Raw genomic sequence first — 18376 nt, forward strand, 5'->3', positions numbered from 1 at the left:
GACCTCATGCCGGTTGGCGGGTTGCGACGTCGGACAGCGGTGTCGCCACCGGGTAGTAGCTTTCATTGCGTTCGGCCTTGGCGCGCAGACCGGCCGGCACTTGATACAGGGCGCCGAGGTGTGCGTAACGCTGGGCCAGCTCAACGTAGTTGGCGGTGCCGAGCGTATCCAGGTAGCGGAACGCGCCGCCGTGGAACGGAGGGAAACCGATGCCGTAGACCAACGCCATATCGGCTTCGGCCGGACTGGCGACGATCTTCTCTTCCAGGCAACGCACCACTTCGTTGATCATCGGGATCATCATGCGCGCAACGATCTCTTCGTCGCTGATGGTCTGGCGCGGTTGGCTCACTTCGGCCAGCAGCGCATCGGTCTGCTCGTCGTTGTCCTTGCGCGGCTTACCTTTGTTGTCCTGGCTGTAGCGGTAGAAGCCCAGCTGGTTTTTCTGACCGAAGCGCTGGTTGTCGAACATCACGTCAATGGCGTCGCGATAGTCTTTGCACATGCGCTCCGGGAAGCCGGCCGCCATTACCGCTTGCGCGTGGTGTGCGGTGTCGATGCCCACCACGTCGAGCAGGTAGGCCGGGCCCATCGGCCAACCGAACTGTTTTTCCATCACTTTATCGATCTGACGGAAGTCGGCGCCGTCGCGCAGCAGCAGGCTGAAGCCGGCGAAGTATGGGAACAGCACGCGGTTGACGAAGAAGCCCGGGCAGTCGTTCACCACGATCGGCGTTTTGCCCATGCGGCTGGCGTAGGCCACCACTTTGGCAATGGTCTCGTCGCTGGTTTGTTCGCCGCGGATGATTTCGACCAGCGGCATACGGTGTACCGGGTTAAAGAAGTGCATGCCGCAGAAGTTTTGCGGACGCTTCAACGATTTTGCCAGATGATTAATCGGAATGGTCGAGGTGTTCGACGCCAGAACGGTGTCTTCGCCGATCAGGTTTTCCACTTCCGACAGCACGGCGGCTTTGACCTTCGGGTTCTCCACGACCGCTTCGACGATCACCTGCGCGCGCTCGATGCCGGCGTAGTCCAGCGTCGGCTGAATGGTCGACAGCACCTGCGCCATTTTCAGGCCATCCAGCTTGCCGCGTTCCAACTGCTTATTGAGCAGCTTGGCCGCTTCGTTCATGCCCAACGTCAGCGATTTGTCGCTGATGTCCTTCATGATCACCGGCACGCCTTTCAACGCCGATTGGTAAGCGATGCCGCCGCCCATGATGCCGGCGCCCAACACCGCCGCCTGTTTCGGCGCGTCCACATTCTTGGCCAGCTTTTTCGCCTGGCCCTTCACGAACTGATCGTTAAGGAAGATGCCGACCAGCGCACGCGCTTCGTTGGAGCGCGCCAACGGCACGAAGCTGGCGGTTTCCAGTTTCAGCGCTTCATCGCGGCCCAGCTTGGCGGCGGCTTCAATGGTTTTCACCGCGGTCATCGGCGCCGGGTAATGTTTGCCGGCGGTCTGCAGCACCATGCCTTTGGCGGTGGTGAAGCTCATTGCCGCCTCGATCGGGCTGAGCTTCAGCGGCTCCAGCTTCGGTTGACGCGCGGCGCGCCAGTTCAGCTTGCCGTCGATCGCCTGTTGCAGCATGTTGAGCGCGGCTTCGGCCAGTTTTTCCGGTGCCACTACCGCATCGACCAGGCCGACTTTCAAGGCGTCTTTGGCGCTGACGTCTTTGCCGGCGGCGATGATTTCCAGCGCACTGTCGTTACCCAGCAGGCGCGGCAGGCGGACGGAGCCGCCGAAGCCCGGCATGATGCCCAATTTGGTTTCAGGCAGGCCGATGCGCGCGTCCGGTGAGGCGACGCGGAAATCGGTCGCCAAAATGCATTCGCAACCGCCGCCGAGCGCATAGCCGTTAATGGCCGAAATGGTCGGCACCGGCAAATCTTCCAGCCGGTTAAAGACGTTGTTGGCGAATACCAGCCACTCCTGCAGCTTTTCAGCCGGCGCGGCGAACAGAGAAAGGAATTCGGTGATATCGGCGCCGACGATAAATGCGGCTTTGGTGGAGCGCAGCAGCAGCCCCTTGAGCTCTGGCTGGTTTTCCAGCACGGTGAGCGCTTCGCCCAGGCTGGCGACGGTGCGGGTGTCCAGCTTGTTGACCGAGCCCGGTGCGTTGAACACCAGCTCGGCGATGCCGTTATCGAGCCAGTGCAGTTGTAATGTTTCGCCTTGGTAGAGCATGTCTATCTCCTGAATCAGCGTATGATCTGGTATGACCAGATGATGAGGAGTGTGGTTTTTATGTTAACAATATGCAAATGAGAGATTGCATTTTTGCTGGTCTGATCACATGTCGCCAAGTTAGTTTTTTGATTTGAAACGAAGTTATATTTTATGTGCTATCGGCATTTGCCGGAGCTTGTCGGCCCTCATACACTTGCTCGCAGCGAATGAACATTCAGACGAGGTTACGCATGACTAAGGCGGCTTGTGTTAAACGCAGCGGCTTATGGAGCATTCCCGCCAGAACCATGACGCTGGCGTGTCTGTTGGTGTTTATGGCGCAAATGGCGACGACCGTGTACTTGCCTTCGCTGCCGACGGTGATGCGGGAGCTGGCGATGAGCCGGCGCGCTACCGAGCTGTCCATTTCAATCTTCGTCATCGGCGCCGCCTTGCCGGTGCTGTTCTGGGGCGCGGCCGCCGATCGCTTTGGCCGCCGCGTGCCCCTGACGCTGTCTTTATTTCTTTTCATTGGCTGCAGCGGGCTGTTGGCGCTGTGCAGCAACGGCGCCCAATTGCTGACGCTGCGTGCGCTGCAGGGCGTGGGTGCCGGCGGTGCGGCGATCATCGCGCGCATCATCGTGCGGGATAACTGGAGCGGGGACGAACTGGCGCGGCGTCTGTCGGTGCTCTCCATCGCCTTTATCACCGCGCTGGGCGGCGGTCAGTTTATCGGTGGCCTGCTGAGCCAATATGCGCACTGGCAGATGGGCTTCGTCCTGATGGGCGCCACCGGTTTGATCATTCTGGTGCTGATGGCGACGCTGCCGCTGGAGGCGGGACGGGCAGGGGGCGTGCGCCCGGCGATGGCGGCAACCTACTTTGCCATCCTGCGGCGGCCTGGGTTCTTTTGGCCGGCCTGCGTCGGCGGGCTGGGGTTTGCCACCACGGTGACACTGCAGGAAGTGAGTCCGTTCGTCATGCAGCAGGAGTTTGGTCTCAACGTCACGGCGTTCGGCGCCCTGGGGCTGGTGATCGGCGTCGCCTACTTCAGCGGGGCGCTGACGGTGAACCGTACGGTGGCGCGTCTCGGCGGGAAAAAACTGATGCAGGCCGGCAGCGGCATCGTGGCGCTGGCGACGGCGGCGATCCTGCTGCTGTGGTGGAGCGGCGTTCTGGCCGGCCTTTCCGGCATGGCGCTGTTCATCGCGCTGTATTGCCTGACCATTTTTGGCCAGGCGGTGCTGTTTCCCAACAGCATGGCGATGGCGGTCAGCGATGCCAAAGAGTACGGCGCTTATGCGATGGCGCTGTGTGGCTTTCTGCAGCAGTGTCTGGCGGGCGTCGCCGCGGCCGGCGCGGTGTTGTTGGAACACCATGGCCTGTGGGCGCTGGCGATAGCGCTGCTCGGTTTGGGCGGCTGGTTAATGGTTAAGCTGCGGATGTAACGGCATTTGCAGGGAATTGCGAGCTGCTCCGCATGCCCAACGCGATGAGGTTGGTGCGTCGGAGCGCTGTGTTAAGATGGCTTCTTTCGTGCTAAGGCATAAGGGTACTGTGATGGAAACGCTGGCTTCTTTGTATAACGACCACCTGGCAGAGCTGCAAAAACGCGCGCGTGAAGTGCTGGAGCGCAACAAGTTGGATGCGCTGCTGATTCACTCCGGGGAACTGCAAAAGGTATTTTGGGACGACCATAGCTACCCGTTCAAAGTGAACGCGCATTTCAAAGCCTGGGTGCCGGTGACGTCGGTGCCGAACTGCTGGTTGTGGATAGATGGCGTCAACAAGCCGAAGCTGTGGTTCTACTCCCCGGTTGACTACTGGCACAGCGTAGAGCCGCTGCCGAACAGTTTCTGGACCAAGTCCCTCGAATTGATGCCGCTGGCCAACGCCGATGCGATCGCGCAGCAGCTGCCGCCGCAGCGTGAGCGCGTCGGCTATATCGGTTATGCCCAACAGCGCGCCCGCGATCTCGGCATCCCTTCGGAAAACATCAACCCGAAAGCGGTGCTGAACTACCTGGATTTCCACCGTTCGATTAAAACCGGCTATGAGCTGGCCTGCATGCGCGAAGCGCAGAAGACGGCGGTAACCGGCCATCGTGCAGCGCATGAGGCCTTCCTCTCCGGCATGAGCGAGTTCGACATCAATCTGGCCTACCTGACGGCTACCGGCCATCGCGATACCGATGTGCCTTACGACAACATCGTGGCGTTGAACGAGCACGCTTCGGTGCTGCACTACACCAAGCTGGATCATCAGCCGCCGGCCGAGTCCCTGAGTTTTCTGATCGACGCCGGGGCGGAATATAACGGCTACGCCGCCGATCTGACGCGTACCTATGCGGCGCAAAGCGGCAGCGAGTTCGCTCATCTGGTGAAAGATCTCAATAGTGAACAGCTGGCGCTGATCGACACCATTAAAACCGGCGTGCGTTACACCGACTATCATGTGCAGATGCATCAGCGCATCGCCAAGCTGCTCAAGAATCACAAACTGGTGAATGGCCTCAGCGAAGAGGCGATGGTCGAAACGGGTATCACCACGCCGTTCCTGCCGCACGGGTTGGGCCATCCGTTGGGCCTGCAGGTGCACGACGCCGCCGGTTTTATGCAGGATGAGCAAGGCACCCATCTGGCGGCGCCGTCCAAGTACCCATTCCTGCGTTGTACCCGCGTGTTGCAGCCGGGCATGGTGTTGACCATCGAACCGGGTCTGTACTTCATCGAGTCTCTGTTGGCGCCGTGGCGCAGCGGCGAGTTCAAGCAGCACTTCGCTTGGGATCGCATCGATGCGCTGAAACCGTATGGCGGTATTCGCATCGAAGACAACATCGTGATCCATGAAAAGCGCATCGAGAACATGACGCGCGATCTGAATCTGGCTTGATGCGGCCGTACCCGATACCGGCGGAAGCAACCTGCTTTACCGAAGAGATAAAGAAGAGCCGTTTCATCACCCTGCTGGCGCCGACCGGCGGGGTGGAGGCGGCAAAGGCGTTTATTCAGCAGGTGCGGGATGAGCACCCGGCGGCGCGGCACCACTGTTGGGCTTTCGTCGCCGGTAGCCCCGATGATTCGCAGCAACTGGGGTTCTCCGACGATGGAGAACCGTCGGGCACCGCCGGCAAACCTATCCTCGCGCAGCTGATGGGCAGCGGTATCGGTGAAGTGACCGCCGTAGTCGTTCGGTACTACGGCGGTGTCAAGCTGGGCACCGGCGGGCTGGTGAAAGCTTATGGCAACGGTGTTCAACAGGCATTGAAGCAGCTGGCGCTGGCGCAAAAGGTGCCCGAAGCCGAATATATCTTGCAGTGCGACTATGCGCAGTTGGCGCTGGTGGAGAACTTGTTGCAGCAAACCGCAGGTCGGATCCTGCAGGGTGAATACGGCGCCGCCGTCGTGCTGCATTTGGCGCTGCCGGCGACTGAGGTCGAGCTGTTTGGGAATAAATTGCGTGATCTCAGTCGCGGTAATTTGCAATTAACCCCCATTTCGCAATAATTCCTCCCAATCGAATTGCTAAGGATCGTGCTGAAATGCATTTTCGCGCCATAACCCGTATCGTTGGTCTGCTGGTCATCCTGTTCTCCGGGACGATGTTTATTCCCGGCCTGGTGGCATTGATTTATCGCGATGGGGCGGGGCGAGCGTTCAGCCAAACGTTCTTCGTGGCGTTGACCATCGGGCTGATGCTGTGGTGGCCGAACCGTAAGCAGAAACACGAGCTGAAGCCGCGTGAAGGTTTCCTGATCGTCGTGCTGTTCTGGACCGTGCTGGGCAGCGTGGGGGCATTGCCGTTCCTGTTTTCGGAACGTCCTAATTTGTCGCTGACCGACGCCTTCTTTGAATCCTTCTCGGGATTGACGACTACCGGCGCAACGACGCTGGTGGGGCTGGACTCGTTGCCTAAGGCCATCCTGTTCTATCGCCAAATGCTGCAATGGATGGGCGGGATGGGGATCATCGTGTTGGCGGTGGCGATACTGCCGATACTCGGCGTCGGGGGCATGCAGCTGTATCGGGCGGAAATGCCCGGGCCGCTGAAAGATAACAAGATGCGTCCGCGTATTGCCGAAACCGCCAAAACCCTGTGGCTAATCTATGTGTTGCTGACCGTCGCCTGTGCGCTGGCGCTCTGGGGGGCCGGGATGTCGGTGTTCGACGCCATCGGCCACAGTTTCTCGACCATCGCCATTGGCGGGTTTTCTACCCACGATGCCAGTATCGGTTATTACGCCAGCCCGACCATCAACACCATCATTGCCGTGTTCCTGCTGATTTCCGGCTGTAACTACGGTCTGCACTTCGCTTTGCTAAGCGGCCGCAGTCTGAAGGTCTATGGGCGCGATCCTGAATTCCGCATGTTTATCTTCGTTCAACTGACGCTGGTGGTGGTGTGCACGTTGGTGCTCTGGGGACATGGCGTCTATAAGAGCGGTATGGAAACGCTCAATCAGGCGTTCTTCCAGGTGGTATCGATGGCGACCACGGCCGGTTTTACGACCGACAGCATCGCCAAGTGGCCGCTGTTCCTGCCGATGCTGTTGCTGTGTTCGGCATTCATCGGCGGTTGCGCCGGTTCGACCGGCGGCGGCCTGAAGGTGATCCGTATTCTGCTGTTGTACCTACAGGGCTCGCGCGAGTTGAAAAGGCTGGTGCACCCCAACGCGGTCTATACCATCAAATTGGGCAATCGCGCATTGCCGGAACGTATTCTGGAAGCGGTGTGGGGATTCTTCTCCGCCTATGCGCTGGTGTTTATCGTCAGCATGCTGGCGATCATTGCGACCGGCGTTGATGATTTCTCCGCGTTTGCCGCAGTGACGGCAACGCTGAATAACCTTGGTCCTGGTCTGGGCGTGGTGGCGGACAACTTCACCACGATGCCGGCGGCGGCCAAGTGGATCCTGGTGGTGACGATGCTGTTCGGGCGCCTGGAAGTGTTTACATTGCTGGTGCTGTTCACGCCAACCTTCTGGCGTGAGTGAGCCTGTTATAAGGAGTACGCCATGAAGGCATTGATACTTTATTCGAGCCGTGACGGGCAAACACGTGCTATCGCTTCTTATATAGCAAGCAAATTGCAGGATACGCTGCGCTGTGAGGTTATCGATCTGTTGCAGGCGGAACAGATCGACCTTAGCCAGTATCAGCAGGTGATGATCGGCGCTTCTATTCGCTACGGGCACTTTAACCCGGTGCTGGATAAATTCGTTAAACGTCATGCCGAACAGTTGAATCGGATGCCCAGCGCATTCTTTGCCGTCAATCTGACCGCGCGCAAACCGGAAAAGCGTTCGCCGCAAACCAACGCCTATACCCGCAAGTTCCTGTTGGCGTCGCCGTGGCAGCCAAAACAGTGTGCGGTGTTTGCCGGGGCATTGCGTTATCCACGTTATCGCTGGTTCGATCGCATCATGATTCAATTTATTATGCGTATGACCGGTGGAGAAACGGATACCAGTAAGGAAGTTGAGTACACAGATTGGCAGCAAGTCGATCGTTTCGCCCAGGAATTTAGCCAGATTCAGTACGAAAAGTGACAAAAATGCGGGTTTGGTCAGCGTTTTGCCGAAAAAATCCGCGCTTGAAAAGTTTTTTGCATTTAGGGGTTGCGGCCTGCCGAGAACTCCCTATAATGCGCCTCCACTGACCGGGAACAACGACTGACAAGCCGCCGGGTCAGCGAGAGGAAAGCGAAATAAACGCTTGACTCTCCGGGTGAAAAGCGTAATATACGCCACCTCGAGTTAGCAAGCGAAAGCGCCTAACTCACTGCTCTTTAACAATTTATCAGACAATCTGTGTGGGCACTCCACAAGACGATATCCAGCATCTTCGGATGCAAAAAATATCAAGTCTTGAAGAGTGACTAACTGAAGTAAAATTCATGCAGTAAATCTTTGAGCATCGCTTCTCGAGTGGAAGCACATCAAGCTTTTAATTGAAGAGTTTGATCATGGCTCAGATTGAACGCTGGCGGCAGGCTTAACACATGCAAGTCGAGCGGTAGCACAGGGGAGCTTGCTCCCCGGGTGACGAGCGGCGGACGGGTGAGTAATGTCTGGGAAACTGCCTGATGGAGGGGGATAACTACTGGAAACGGTAGCTAATACCGCATAACGTCGCAAGACCAAAGAGGGGGACCTTCGGGCCTCTTGCCATCAGATGTGCCCAGATGGGATTAGCTAGTAGGTGGGGTAATGGCTCACCTAGGCGACGATCCCTAGCTGGTCTGAGAGGATGACCAGCCACACTGGAACTGAGACACGGTCCAGACTCCTACGGGAGGCAGCAGTGGGGAATATTGCACAATGGGCGCAAGCCTGATGCAGCCATGCCGCGTGTGTGAAGAAGGCCTTCGGGTTGTAAAGCACTTTCAGCGAGGAGGAAGGTGGTGAACTTAATACGTTCATCAATTGACGTTACTCGCAGAAGAAGCACCGGCTAACTCCGTGCCAGCAGCCGCGGTAATACGGAGGGTGCAAGCGTTAATCGGAATTACTGGGCGTAAAGCGCACGCAGGCGGTTTGTTAAGTCAGATGTGAAATCCCCGGGCTCAACCTGGGAACTGCATTTGAAACTGGCAAGCTAGAGTCTCGTAGAGGGGGTAGAATTCCAGGTGTAGCGGTGAAATGCGTAGAGATCTGGAGGAATACCGGTGGCGAAGGCGGCCCCCTGGACGAAGACTGACGCTCAGGTGCGAAAGCGTGGGGAGCAAACAGGATTAGATACCCTGGTAGTCCACGCTGTAAACGATGTCGATTTGGAGGTTGTGCCCTTGAGGCGTGGCTTCCGGAGCTAACGCGTTAAATCGACCGCCTGGGGAGTACGGCCGCAAGGTTAAAACTCAAATGAATTGACGGGGGCCCGCACAAGCGGTGGAGCATGTGGTTTAATTCGATGCAACGCGAAGAACCTTACCTACTCTTGACATCCAGAGAACTTAGCAGAGATGCTTTGGTGCCTTCGGGAACTCTGAGACAGGTGCTGCATGGCTGTCGTCAGCTCGTGTTGTGAAATGTTGGGTTAAGTCCCGCAACGAGCGCAACCCTTATCCTTTGTTGCCAGCGGTTCGGCCGGGAACTCAAAGGAGACTGCCAGTGATAAACTGGAGGAAGGTGGGGATGACGTCAAGTCATCATGGCCCTTACGAGTAGGGCTACACACGTGCTACAATGGCGTATACAAAGAGAAGCGACCTCGCGAGAGCAAGCGGACCTCATAAAGTACGTCGTAGTCCGGATTGGAGTCTGCAACTCGACTCCATGAAGTCGGAATCGCTAGTAATCGTAGATCAGAATGCTACGGTGAATACGTTCCCGGGCCTTGTACACACCGCCCGTCACACCATGGGAGTGGGTTGCAAAAGAAGTAGGTAGCTTAACCTTCGGGAGGGCGCTTACCACTTTGTGATTCATGACTGGGGTGAAGTCGTAACAAGGTAACCGTAGGGGAACCTGCGGTTGGATCACCTCCTTACCTAAAGATATTAGTTCGAGTGGCGTGCTCACACAGATTGTCTGATAGAAAGTAACGAGCAGAAATACCTTTATAGGCTTGTAGCTCAGGTGGTTAGAGCGCACCCCTGATAAGGGTGAGGTCGGTGGTTCAAGTCCACTCAGGCCTACCACTTCTTGTAAGTGGAAAAGGTACTGCACGTGACTGTATGGGGCTATAGCTCAGCTGGGAGAGCGCCTGCCTTGCACGCAGGAGGTCAGCGGTTCGATCCCGCTTAGCTCCACCATATAGTCCGGTATTGAATACTTCAGAGTATATTGGCGACAGTATGCTGCGAAGTATTTTGCTCTTTAACAATCTGGAACAAGCTGAAAATTGAAACATGACGGCTGAAATTTATCCCTCCGTAGATGTACTGGGATGAAGAGTAACCTGTCATAGAGTCTCTCAAATGTTTGCAGCGCGAACGATGGAAACATCTTCGGGTTGTGAGGTTAAGTGACTAAGCGTACACGGTGGATGCCTAGGCAGTCAGAGGCGATGAAGGGCGTGCTAATCTGCGAAAAGCGTCGGTAAGGTGATATGAACCGTTATAACCGGCGATACCCGAATGGGGAAACCCAGTGTGTTTCGACACACTATCATGTCATGAATACATAGTGGCATGAGGCGAACCGGGGGAACTGAAACATCTAAGTACCCCGAGGAAAAGAAATCAACCGAGATTCCCCCAGTAGCGGCGAGCGAACGGGGAGGAGCCCAGAACCTGAATCGGCTTGTGTGTTAGTGGAAGCGTCTGGAAAGTCGCGCAGCAAAGGGTGATAGCCCCGTACACTAAAATGCACAGGTCGTGAGTTCGATGAGTAGGGCGGGACACGTGACATCCTGTCTGAATATGGGGGGACCATCCTCCAAGGCTAAATACTCCTGACTGACCGATAGTGAACCAGTACCGTGAGGGAAAGGCGAAAAGAACCCCGGCGAGGGGAGTGAAATAGAACCTGAAACCGTGTACGTACAAGCAGTGGGAGCACCTTCGTGGTGTGACTGCGTACCTTTTGTATAATGGGTCAGCGACTTATATTTTGTAGCAAGGTTAACCGTATAGGGGAGCCGTAGGGAAACCGAGTCTTAACTGGGCGATTAGTTGCAAGGTATAGACCCGAAACCCGGTGATCTAGCCATGGGCAGGTTGAAGGTTGGGTAACACTAACTGGAGGACCGAACCGACTAATGTTGAAAAATTAGCGGATGACTTGTGGCTGGGGGTGAAAGGCCAATCAAACCGGGAGATAGCTGGTTCTCCCCGAAAGCTATTTAGGTAGCGCCTCGTGAACTCATCTTCGGGGGTAGAGCACTGTTTCGGCTAGGGGGCCATCCCGGCTTACCAAACCGATGCAAACTCCGAATACCGAAGAATGTTATCACGGGAGACACACGGCGGGTGCTAACGTCCGTCGTGAAGAGGGAAACAACCCAGACCGCCAGCTAAGGTCCCAAAGTCATGGTTAAGTGGGAAACGATGTGGGAAGGCATAGACAGCCAGGATGTTGGCTTAGAAGCAGCCATCATTTAAAGAAAGCGTAATAGCTCACTGGTCGAGTCGGCCTGCGCGGAAGATGTAACGGGGCTAAACCATGCACCGAAGCTGCGGCAGCGACGCTTAGCGTTGTTGGGTAGGGGAGCGTTCTGTAAGCCGTTGAAGGTGGCCTGTGAGGGTTGCTGGAGGTATCAGAAGTGCGAATGCTGACATAAGTAACGATAAAGCGGGTGAAAAGCCCGCTCGCCGGAAGACCAAGGGTTCCTGTCCAACGTTAATCGGGGCAGGGTGAGTCGACCCCTAAGGCGAGGCTGAAAAGCGTAGTCGATGGGAAACAGGTTAATATTCCTGTACTTGGTGTTACTGCGAAGGGGGGACGGAGAAGGCTAGGCTGGCCGGGCGACGGTTGTCCCGGTTTAAGCGTGTAGGGGGTGTGACCTGGTAAATCCGGTTGCATATCAACCCTGAGGCGTGATGACGATGCACTACGGTGCAGAAGTAGTTGATGCCCTGCTTCCAGGAAAATCCTCTAAGCTCCAGGTAACATTAAATCGTACCCCAAACCGACACAGGTGGTCAGGTAGAGAATACCAAGGCGCTTGAGAGAACTCGGGTGAAGGAACTAGGCAAAATGGTGCCGTAACTTCGGGAGAAGGCACGCTGGCATGTAGGTGAAGTCCCTTGCGGATGGAGCTGAAGCCAGTCGAAGATACCAGCTGGCTGCAACTGTTTAATAAAAACACAGCACTGTGCAAACACGAAAGTGGACGTATACGGTGTGACGCCTGCCCGGTGCTGGAAGGTTAATTGATGGGGTCAGCCGCAAGGCGAAGCTCTTGATCGAAGCCCCAGTAAACGGCGGCCGTAACTATAACGGTCCTAAGGTAGCGAAATTCCTTGTCGGGTAAGTTCCGACCTGCACGAATGGCGTAATGATGGCCAGGCTGTCTCCACCCGAGACTCAGTGAAATTGAACTCGCTGTGAAGATGCAGTGTACCCGCGGCAAGACGGAAAGACCCCGTGAACCTTTACTATAGCTTGACACTGAACATTGAGCCTTGATGTGTAGGATAGGTGGGAGGCTTTGAAGCGTGGACGCCAGTCTGCGTGGAGCCATCCTTGAAATACCACCCTTTAATGTTTGATGTTCTAACTCGGCCCCGTAATCCGGGGTGAGGACAGTGTCTGGTGGGTAGTTTGACTGGGGCGGTCTCCTCCCAAAGAGTAACGGAGGAGCACGAAGGTTAGCTAATCACGGTCGGACATCGTGAGGTTAGTGCAAAGGCATAAGCTAGCTTGACTGCGAGAGTGACGGCTCGAGCAGGTACGAAAGTAGGTCTTAGTGATCCGGTGGTTCTGAATGGAAGGGCCATCGCTCAACGGATAAAAGGTACTCCGGGGATAACAGGCTGATACCGCCCAAGAGTTCATATCGACGGCGGTGTTTGGCACCTCGATGTCGGCTCATCACATCCTGGGGCTGAAGTAGGTCCCAAGGGTATGGCTGTTCGCCATTTAAAGTGGTACGCGAGCTGGGTTTAGAACGTCGTGAGACAGTTCGGTCCCTATCTGCCGTGGGCGTTGGAAGATTGAGAGGGGTTGCTCCTAGTACGAGAGGACCGGAGTGAACGCACCACTGGTGTTCGGGTTGTCATGCCAATGGCATTGCCCGGTAGCTAAGTGCGGAAAAGATAAGCGCTGAAAGCATCTAAGCGCGAAACTTGCCTCAAGATGAGTCTTCCCTGGGCCTTTAAGGCCCCTGAAGGAACGTTTAAGACTAAGACGTTGATAGGCTGGGTGTGTAAGTGCAGCGATGCATTGAGCTAACCAGTACTAATGATCCGTGAGGCTTAACCTTACAACACCGAAGGTGTTTTTAGAGAGATTTTCAGCGACGTTCCAAGATTGGTTCTGATGGCTTCATGGAAGTGAGGCGGTTGGAATGAAACAGAATTTGCCCTGGCGGCAATAGCGCGGTGGTCCCACCTGACCCCATGCCGAACTCAGAAGTGAAACGCCGTAGCGCCGATGGTAGTGTGGGGTCTCCCCATGCGAGAGTAGGACACTGCCAATGCGTAAAATAAATCCCCTGATCGTATCTATTGCTTAGAAAAATACCTATTTCAGCGGACGTGGCTTATTTACATAAGCACGTATAATGCTTTTGAGCAGGAGAATAACCAGCTCAATATATAATTGATAGATTCAGATTATTATTTAAATAATAAAAATGCCTATTTATGAACATGTTGATAAGAATTATCCTGTTATATCAAAGATAAATCCTAATTCTTCAGTGCATTACTCGATAAATTTCACGTTAATTAAAACAAATATTAGCCAGACGCTTCGAATCGAGTAGACTAAGCAAAAGATTATTTCCGCATGGGTACTGAACGTTATGTCTACTGAAAGCGCGTCTTTAAAAAACCACAATACTTTTGCGCTCCCGGTCAACGCAGCGCACCTGGTCATCGCCGATAGAATTGAGTTGATGCTCAAAGTCTGGCAACAAACGCGCAAGCGTCAGGAGCCGCTGCTGATTCTCGGTGAAGGTAGCAACGTACTGTTCCTGGAAGACTTTTCGGGTACGGTCATGGTTAACCAACTGAAGGGCATCGATGTTCGAGAAGATAACGATGCCTGGTATCTCCATGTCAGCGCCGGTGAGAATTGGCACGATCTGGTGCAATATACGCTGCAGGCCGGGATCTGCGGGTTGGAGAACTTGGCGTTGATTCCTGGACTGGCCGGCTCCGCGCCTATCCAGAATATCGGTGCCTATGGCGTCGAATTGAAAGATGTCTGTGAGTATGTCGACCTGCTGGACTTCTCTACGGGTGCCATCGATCGCATTCCGGCAGCCGATTGTGGTTTCGGCTATCGGGAAAGCATTTTCAAACATCGCTTCCAAACTGGGCATGCCATTGTCGGGCTGGGTCTGCGTCTGAGCAAGCAGTGGCAACCCAAGTTGAGCTATGGCGATCTGGCCAAGCTGGATCCCGCCACGGTGACGCCACTTCAGGTATTCGAATCCGTATGTGCCATGCGCCGCAGCAAGCTGCCGGACCCGCGCGAAACCGGTAATGCCGGCAGTTTCTTCAAGAATCCGCTGGTGAACGCGGGGAAAGCCGCAGAACTCATCACACAATATCCCGGCATGCCGCATTATCCGCAACAGGATGGTCAGGTGAAGCTGGCCGCTGGCTGGCTGATCGATCAGTGCGAACTGAAGGGGCATCGCATCGGTGGCGCAGCCGTACACCGCCAGCAGGCGCTGGTGCTGGTGAATATCGATAATGCGCATAGTCAGGATGTGGTGGCTCTGGCGCGCCATGTCCGTAAGACTGTGGCCGATAAATTCGGCGTATGGCTGGAACCTGAGGTGCGTTTCATTGGCGCAACTGGCGAATTGAACGCTGTGGTGGTGCTGTCATGAGAGATACCAAGGTCCCGTTAAAACTGATCGCGCTATTGGCCGACGGTGAATTCCATTCCGGGGAACAGCTCGGTGAGTCATTGGGCATGAGCCGCGCCGCGATCAATAAGCATATTCAAACCGTTCGCGAGTGGGGGCTGGATGTCTTTACTGTACCGGGGAAAGGATACAGCTTGCCTGCTCCCATGCAGCTATTGGAGGCGGAACGCATTCTTAGAGGGCTGGACGACAAGCGAGTTACCGTGCTGCCGGTCGTAGACTCTACCAATCAATATTTGCTGGATCGTATCGAAACGCTGCAATCTGGCGACGCCTGCATCGCTGAGTACCAACTGGCCGGCCGCGGTCGTCGTGGGCGTCAGTGGATTTCGCCGTTTGGCGCCAATTTATACCTGTCGATGTTTTGGCGATTGGAGCAGGGGCCGGCTGCGGCGATGGGGCTGAGCCTGGTGATCGGCATGGTGATGGCGGAGGTCTTGCAGCGTCTTGGCGCTAAAGACGTGCGAGTCAAATGGCCCAACGATCTTTACCTGAACGATCGCAAATTGGCAGGAATCTTGGTCGAGTTGACGGGGAAAACCGGCGATGCGGCTCAGTTGGTCATCGGCGCCGGCATTAATTTGGCGATGCGGGATACCAATGCGAGTGGGATCAATCAAGGTTGGATCAACCTGCAAGAAGCCGGTATTAACATCGATCGTAATGAGCTCACCGCCACTCTGCTTAATGAATTGCGGCAGTCATTAAAACAATTCGAGATAGATGGGCTGGCGCCATTCATTGGCCGTTGGCGCACGCTGGATAATTTTATCGACAGACCGGTCAAACTGCTGATTGGCGAGCGACAGATTGTGGGTATCGCCCGGGGTATCGACGCGCAAGGTGCACTCCTGCTGGAACAAGAAGGGGAAATCAAACCCTTTATCGGCGGAGAGATATCGCTGCGCAGCGCGGAATAGTGAGAAAAGACAAGGGGACGGCAGCGTCCCCTTGATCGTTCGGTAGGCTTATTTTCTTAAACGCACGCTTTCAACGGCATGGTTGGCGCTTTTGGTCATAATCAGGCTCGCGCGTTCGCGGGTAGGCAGTATGTTCTGCTGCAAATTCAATCCATTGATTTCATTCCATAATTGCGTGGCGATATTAATCGCCTCCGGTTCCGGCAATTTTGAATAATTATGGAAATAAGAATCAGGATTGGAAAATGCGCCCTGACGGAATTTCAGGAAACGGTTGATATACCAGCTTTGCAATAGCGTCTCCGGCGCATCGACATATATAGAGAAGTCGACGAAGTCGGAAACGAATACGCGATGCGGATCGTGAGGATAATCCATACCGCTTTGCAATACGTTAAGCCCTTCCAGGATAAGAATGTCCGGCTGTTCGATGACTTTATTACCTTCGGGCACAACGTCATAGATCAAATGGGAATAAACCGGGGCGGTGACACGTTTGGCGCCGGATTTCACTTCCGACACGAACTTCACCAGGCTATGCATATCGTAAGACTGCGGGAAGCCTTTTTTCTTCATCAAACCGCGTTCGTTCAGCACCTTGTTTGGATGCAAGAAGCCGTCGGTCGTGATCAGCTCAACGCTGCGGTGTTCCGGCCAGCGGCTCAGTAGCGCCTGCAACAGACGTGCGGTCGTGCTCTTGCCGACGGCTACGCTGCCGGCGATGCCGATGACATAGGGAATCTTTTGCCCGTCGGTGCCGAGGAATTGTTCCAGTACCGCCTGCCGGCGCAGGTTGGAACTGATATAGAAGTTCAACAGTCGTGACAGCGGCAGATAAATCTGCGCAACTTCTTCCAACGAGAGATCTTCGTTAATCCCTTTCAGTTTAACGATCTCTTCTTCCGACAACGTCAGCGGCACCGAATCTCGCAACGCAGCCCACTGGGTACGATCGAACTGTAGGTAAGGCGTTGCTAAAGATTGATCTCTTTTTATCATAAGCCAAATTCTGCCTGTTAACGCAGGTTGGGAAAGGCGCCGGACGCCAACTCCAGAGAATAAACAAGCTGCATATTATAGACAGCTTCGTTTTTGGCGTAGACTTTTTTCGCAAAAGTTGTCGATAGGCAGCAGTTTATGTCAATTGTGCGAAGCGGCGCGCAGTTGATAAAGCGGGGTTGCAAGGCGGTATCATGGAGTCAGGATACCGCCTGAAGGTTAGCTGGCGATAGCGCGTGAAGACGGGGTCACGGTGAACAGACGTTTGTAATAAATGACGGTTGAGTGGTAATAGCCATCGGGTCCGGCCGCATAGTCAGGCATTTCACCCAGGCAGCGATAGCCCAGACTGCGATAAAGTGCTTCTGCCGCCGAACCGGCCTGTGTATCCAGATACAGTAGCCCGCGCTGCTGTTGCAGTGCTGCTTGCTCCAACGTCTTCATTAGCGCCAGGCCTACGCCGTTGCGACGAGCGCGGCTATGAACCAGCAGTTTCACTACCTCCGCACGATTACGGCCATTCGGTTTCTGGCAGAGCTCGAGTTGAACGGTGCCAACGACGCCGCGTTCGTCGCGGGCAATCCACAATAGCAGCTCACCCTTGGCCAAGGCCGGACGCAGGCTGTGGAAGTAACTCTCGGCGTCTTCATGCGGGATTAAGGTGTCGTAGCCCACTGAAGCGCCGTGGGTGACCGCATCGGTCAACAGGCGAGCCAATTCATCGCGATAAATCGGGAGCGTAGCGGCGTTGATAGGCACTATTTTCATCGGTCATTCCTCCAGATATGGGGGTAATGAAGATAAGCAATAACTGCGCCAGAGCGATAAAAGGCATAGCCACGGCGAAAGAGCAAGGAATAAGTGTAGTTCACGCCACGAACCAGGGCAGCCATCCTCTTTTTGGTGCATCGATCCCGCTCACGGTTTACCGCCGTGGGTTACGTGTTTTGAGAAGCCCGACACGGAGAAAGGGGCGTTCAAAGCTTGCAAAAAGTGGATAAAATTGTAGAGAATGATTGCCGCAAGTGATGAATGTTTGCACGCCACAGGCTGCGAATTGCATGACAGCATGCAAAATTGACTGATTTATGAGCGAAAGTGCGCGTAAAGCAATTTTTTTGTTGCATAGGTCGCCCGCTCTACCTAGAATGCGCTGCACTTGATGCCGGCTTAGCTCAGTAGGTAGAGCAACTGACTTGTAATCAGTAGGTCACCAGTTCGATTCCGGTAGCCGGCACCATTCAAGTCACAAGTAGTTAAAATCTGGTGGGGTTCCCGAGCGGCCAAAGGGAGCAGACTGTAAATCTGCCGTCACAGACTTCGAAGGTTCGAATCCTTCCCCCACCACCAAATCTTGCCTTCGGCGATTAACTGAGATGCGATAAACACCGCAACGGTTGATGGCGGGAGGAGAGGGCGAAAGCCTTCGGCAAGGTTCGAGTTGTGCAGCGCGAGGCGCAGCCGGCCCGAAGGATACGAGCCGAGTGATGAACAATCCTGCTCTATCCCCAAAATTCTACAGAAAAATCAGGTAGCCGAGTTCCAGGATGCGGGCATCGTATAATGGCTATTACCTCAGCCTTCCAAGCTGATGATGTGGGTTCGATTCCCACTGCCCGCTCCAAGATGTGCTGATATAGCTCAGTTGGTAGAGCGCACCCTTGGTAAGGGTGAGGTCGGCAGTTCGAATCTGCCTATCAGCACCACTTCTTAATTTCTCGCCCCCTGATTTTCTTTCTGTTCTGGATTCAACGAGCAAATGCTTGGTTGATGTGGTGATACCACCGATTTATCCG

Annotated in this window: 10 protein-coding genes, 6 tRNA genes, 3 rRNA genes and 1 other RNA gene; 17 read left to right on the forward strand and 3 right to left on the reverse strand. The window is 55.0% G+C overall.

Features of this window, described 5'->3' with window-relative positions; translation table 11 throughout:
- Positions 1–4: 4 nt before the first annotated feature.
- The gene (fadB, locus tag SERRSCBI_RS01185; RefSeq protein WP_042783471.1) at positions 5–2194 is read right to left on the reverse strand and encodes a fatty acid oxidation complex subunit alpha FadB; all 2190 of its coding nucleotides are present in this window, start codon (positions 2192–2194) and stop codon (positions 5–7) included.
- Positions 2195–2427: 233 nt separating this feature from the next.
- Between fadB and SERRSCBI_RS01190 the strand changes: the two genes are divergently transcribed.
- From SERRSCBI_RS01190 to birA, 12 genes are all read left to right on the forward strand, one after another.
- Positions 2428–3624 carry an MFS transporter gene (locus tag SERRSCBI_RS01190; RefSeq protein WP_042783472.1) on the forward strand — a complete coding sequence of 399 codons (1197 nt, stop codon included), beginning with the start codon at positions 2428–2430 and terminating at the stop codon, positions 3622–3624.
- Between the two features lie 112 nt (positions 3625–3736).
- On the forward strand, positions 3737–5068 hold the full coding sequence (pepQ, locus tag SERRSCBI_RS01195; protein ID WP_033652657.1) for a Xaa-Pro dipeptidase: 1332 nt from the start codon (positions 3737–3739) through the stop codon (positions 5066–5068).
- A complete protein-coding gene (locus SERRSCBI_RS01200; protein ID WP_033652658.1) occupies positions 5068–5682 on the forward strand; it encodes an IMPACT family protein in 615 nt (204 codons plus the stop codon). The genes pepQ and SERRSCBI_RS01200 overlap by 1 nt, the downstream gene beginning before the upstream one ends.
- A gap of 35 nt (positions 5683–5717) precedes the next feature.
- Positions 5718–7169 carry a Trk system potassium transporter TrkH gene (gene trkH / locus SERRSCBI_RS01205; RefSeq protein WP_004934492.1) on the forward strand — a complete coding sequence of 484 codons (1452 nt, stop codon included), beginning with the start codon at positions 5718–5720 and terminating at the stop codon, positions 7167–7169.
- A gap of 21 nt (positions 7170–7190) precedes the next feature.
- Positions 7191–7724, forward strand: coding sequence for a menaquinone-dependent protoporphyrinogen IX dehydrogenase (gene hemG / locus SERRSCBI_RS01210; RefSeq protein WP_033652659.1), 534 nt, complete (start codon positions 7191–7193; stop codon positions 7722–7724).
- 398 nt (positions 7725–8122) lie between these two features.
- A 16S ribosomal RNA gene (locus SERRSCBI_RS01215) occupies positions 8123–9663 on the forward strand.
- 74 nt (positions 9664–9737) lie between these two features.
- A tRNA-Ile gene (locus SERRSCBI_RS01220) sits at positions 9738–9814 on the forward strand.
- Positions 9815–9852: 38 nt separating this feature from the next.
- Positions 9853–9928 (forward strand) — tRNA-Ala (locus SERRSCBI_RS01225).
- Positions 9929–10134: 206 nt separating this feature from the next.
- Positions 10135–13041: ribosomal RNA gene (locus SERRSCBI_RS01230) — 23S ribosomal RNA — on the forward strand.
- 100 nt (positions 13042–13141) lie between these two features.
- A 5S ribosomal RNA gene (gene rrf / locus SERRSCBI_RS01235) occupies positions 13142–13257 on the forward strand.
- Together the 16S, 23S and 5S rRNA genes with 2 tRNA genes alongside form the textbook arrangement of a ribosomal RNA operon.
- Positions 13258–13584: 327 nt before the next feature.
- Positions 13585–14622: a UDP-N-acetylmuramate dehydrogenase gene (murB, locus tag SERRSCBI_RS01240; protein ID WP_042783473.1), complete on the forward strand. Its 1038-nt coding sequence runs from the start codon at positions 13585–13587 to the stop codon at positions 14620–14622.
- Complete coding sequence (birA, locus tag SERRSCBI_RS01245) at positions 14619–15581, forward strand: bifunctional biotin--[acetyl-CoA-carboxylase] ligase/biotin operon repressor BirA (protein WP_033644354.1); 963 nt, start codon at positions 14619–14621, stop codon at positions 15579–15581. Before murB ends, birA begins: the two co-directional genes overlap by 4 nt.
- A 48-nt stretch (positions 15582–15629) precedes the next feature.
- Here the strand turns inward: birA and coaA are convergent, their stop codons facing one another.
- Both coaA and SERRSCBI_RS01255 read right to left on the reverse strand, forming a co-directional pair.
- Positions 15630–16580, reverse strand: a complete 951-nt coding sequence (gene coaA / locus SERRSCBI_RS01250) for a type I pantothenate kinase (RefSeq protein WP_025304936.1) — start codon at positions 16578–16580, stop codon at positions 15630–15632.
- A 219-nt stretch (positions 16581–16799) separates the two neighbouring features.
- Positions 16800–17348 carry a GNAT family N-acetyltransferase gene (locus SERRSCBI_RS01255; RefSeq protein ID WP_033644356.1) on the reverse strand — a complete coding sequence of 183 codons (549 nt, stop codon included), beginning with the start codon at positions 17346–17348 and terminating at the stop codon, positions 16800–16802.
- A 396-nt stretch (positions 17349–17744) separates the two neighbouring features.
- Here SERRSCBI_RS01255 and SERRSCBI_RS01260 point away from each other — a divergent pair.
- The 5 genes from SERRSCBI_RS01260 to SERRSCBI_RS01275 all read left to right on the forward strand — a co-directional run bounded on the left by SERRSCBI_RS01260 (position 17745) and on the right by SERRSCBI_RS01275 (position 18286).
- Positions 17745–17820, forward strand: a tRNA-Thr gene (locus SERRSCBI_RS01260).
- Positions 17821–17845: 25 nt separating this feature from the next.
- Positions 17846–17930 (forward strand) — tRNA-Tyr (locus SERRSCBI_RS01265).
- A gap of 46 nt (positions 17931–17976) precedes the next feature.
- Positions 17977–18092, forward strand: a non-coding RNA gene (locus tag SERRSCBI_RS23870) — RtT sRNA.
- Positions 18093–18129: 37 nt separating this feature from the next.
- A tRNA-Gly gene (locus SERRSCBI_RS01270) sits at positions 18130–18204 on the forward strand.
- 6 nt (positions 18205–18210) lie between these two features.
- Positions 18211–18286 (forward strand) — tRNA-Thr (locus SERRSCBI_RS01275).
- Positions 18287–18376 lie beyond the last annotated feature (90 nt).

It is taken from the genome of Serratia sp. SCBI (genome assembly GCF_000747565.1).
Taxonomy (GTDB): domain Bacteria; phylum Pseudomonadota; class Gammaproteobacteria; order Enterobacterales; family Enterobacteriaceae; genus Serratia; species Serratia ureilytica.

Coding starts and splice junctions, on each gene's coding strand:
- coaA (WP_025304936.1), bottom strand. CDS start 16,580: ATGATAAAAAGAGATCAATCTTTAGCAACGCCTTACCTACAGTTCGAT.
- SERRSCBI_RS01190 (WP_042783472.1), top strand. CDS start 2,428: ATGACTAAGGCGGCTTGTGTTAAACGCAGCGGCTTATGGAGCATTCCC.
- pepQ (WP_033652657.1), top strand. CDS start 3,737: ATGGAAACGCTGGCTTCTTTGTATAACGACCACCTGGCAGAGCTGCAA.
- SERRSCBI_RS01255 (WP_033644356.1), bottom strand. CDS start 17,348: ATGAAAATAGTGCCTATCAACGCCGCTACGCTCCCGATTTATCGCGAT.
- murB (WP_042783473.1), top strand. CDS start 13,585: ATGTCTACTGAAAGCGCGTCTTTAAAAAACCACAATACTTTTGCGCTC.
- birA (WP_033644354.1), top strand. CDS start 14,619: ATGAGAGATACCAAGGTCCCGTTAAAACTGATCGCGCTATTGGCCGAC.
- trkH (WP_004934492.1), top strand. CDS start 5,718: ATGCATTTTCGCGCCATAACCCGTATCGTTGGTCTGCTGGTCATCCTG.
- hemG (WP_033652659.1), top strand. CDS start 7,191: ATGAAGGCATTGATACTTTATTCGAGCCGTGACGGGCAAACACGTGCT.
- SERRSCBI_RS01200 (WP_033652658.1), top strand. CDS start 5,068: ATGCGGCCGTACCCGATACCGGCGGAAGCAACCTGCTTTACCGAAGAG.
- fadB (WP_042783471.1), bottom strand. CDS start 2,194: ATGCTCTACCAAGGCGAAACATTACAACTGCACTGGCTCGATAACGGC.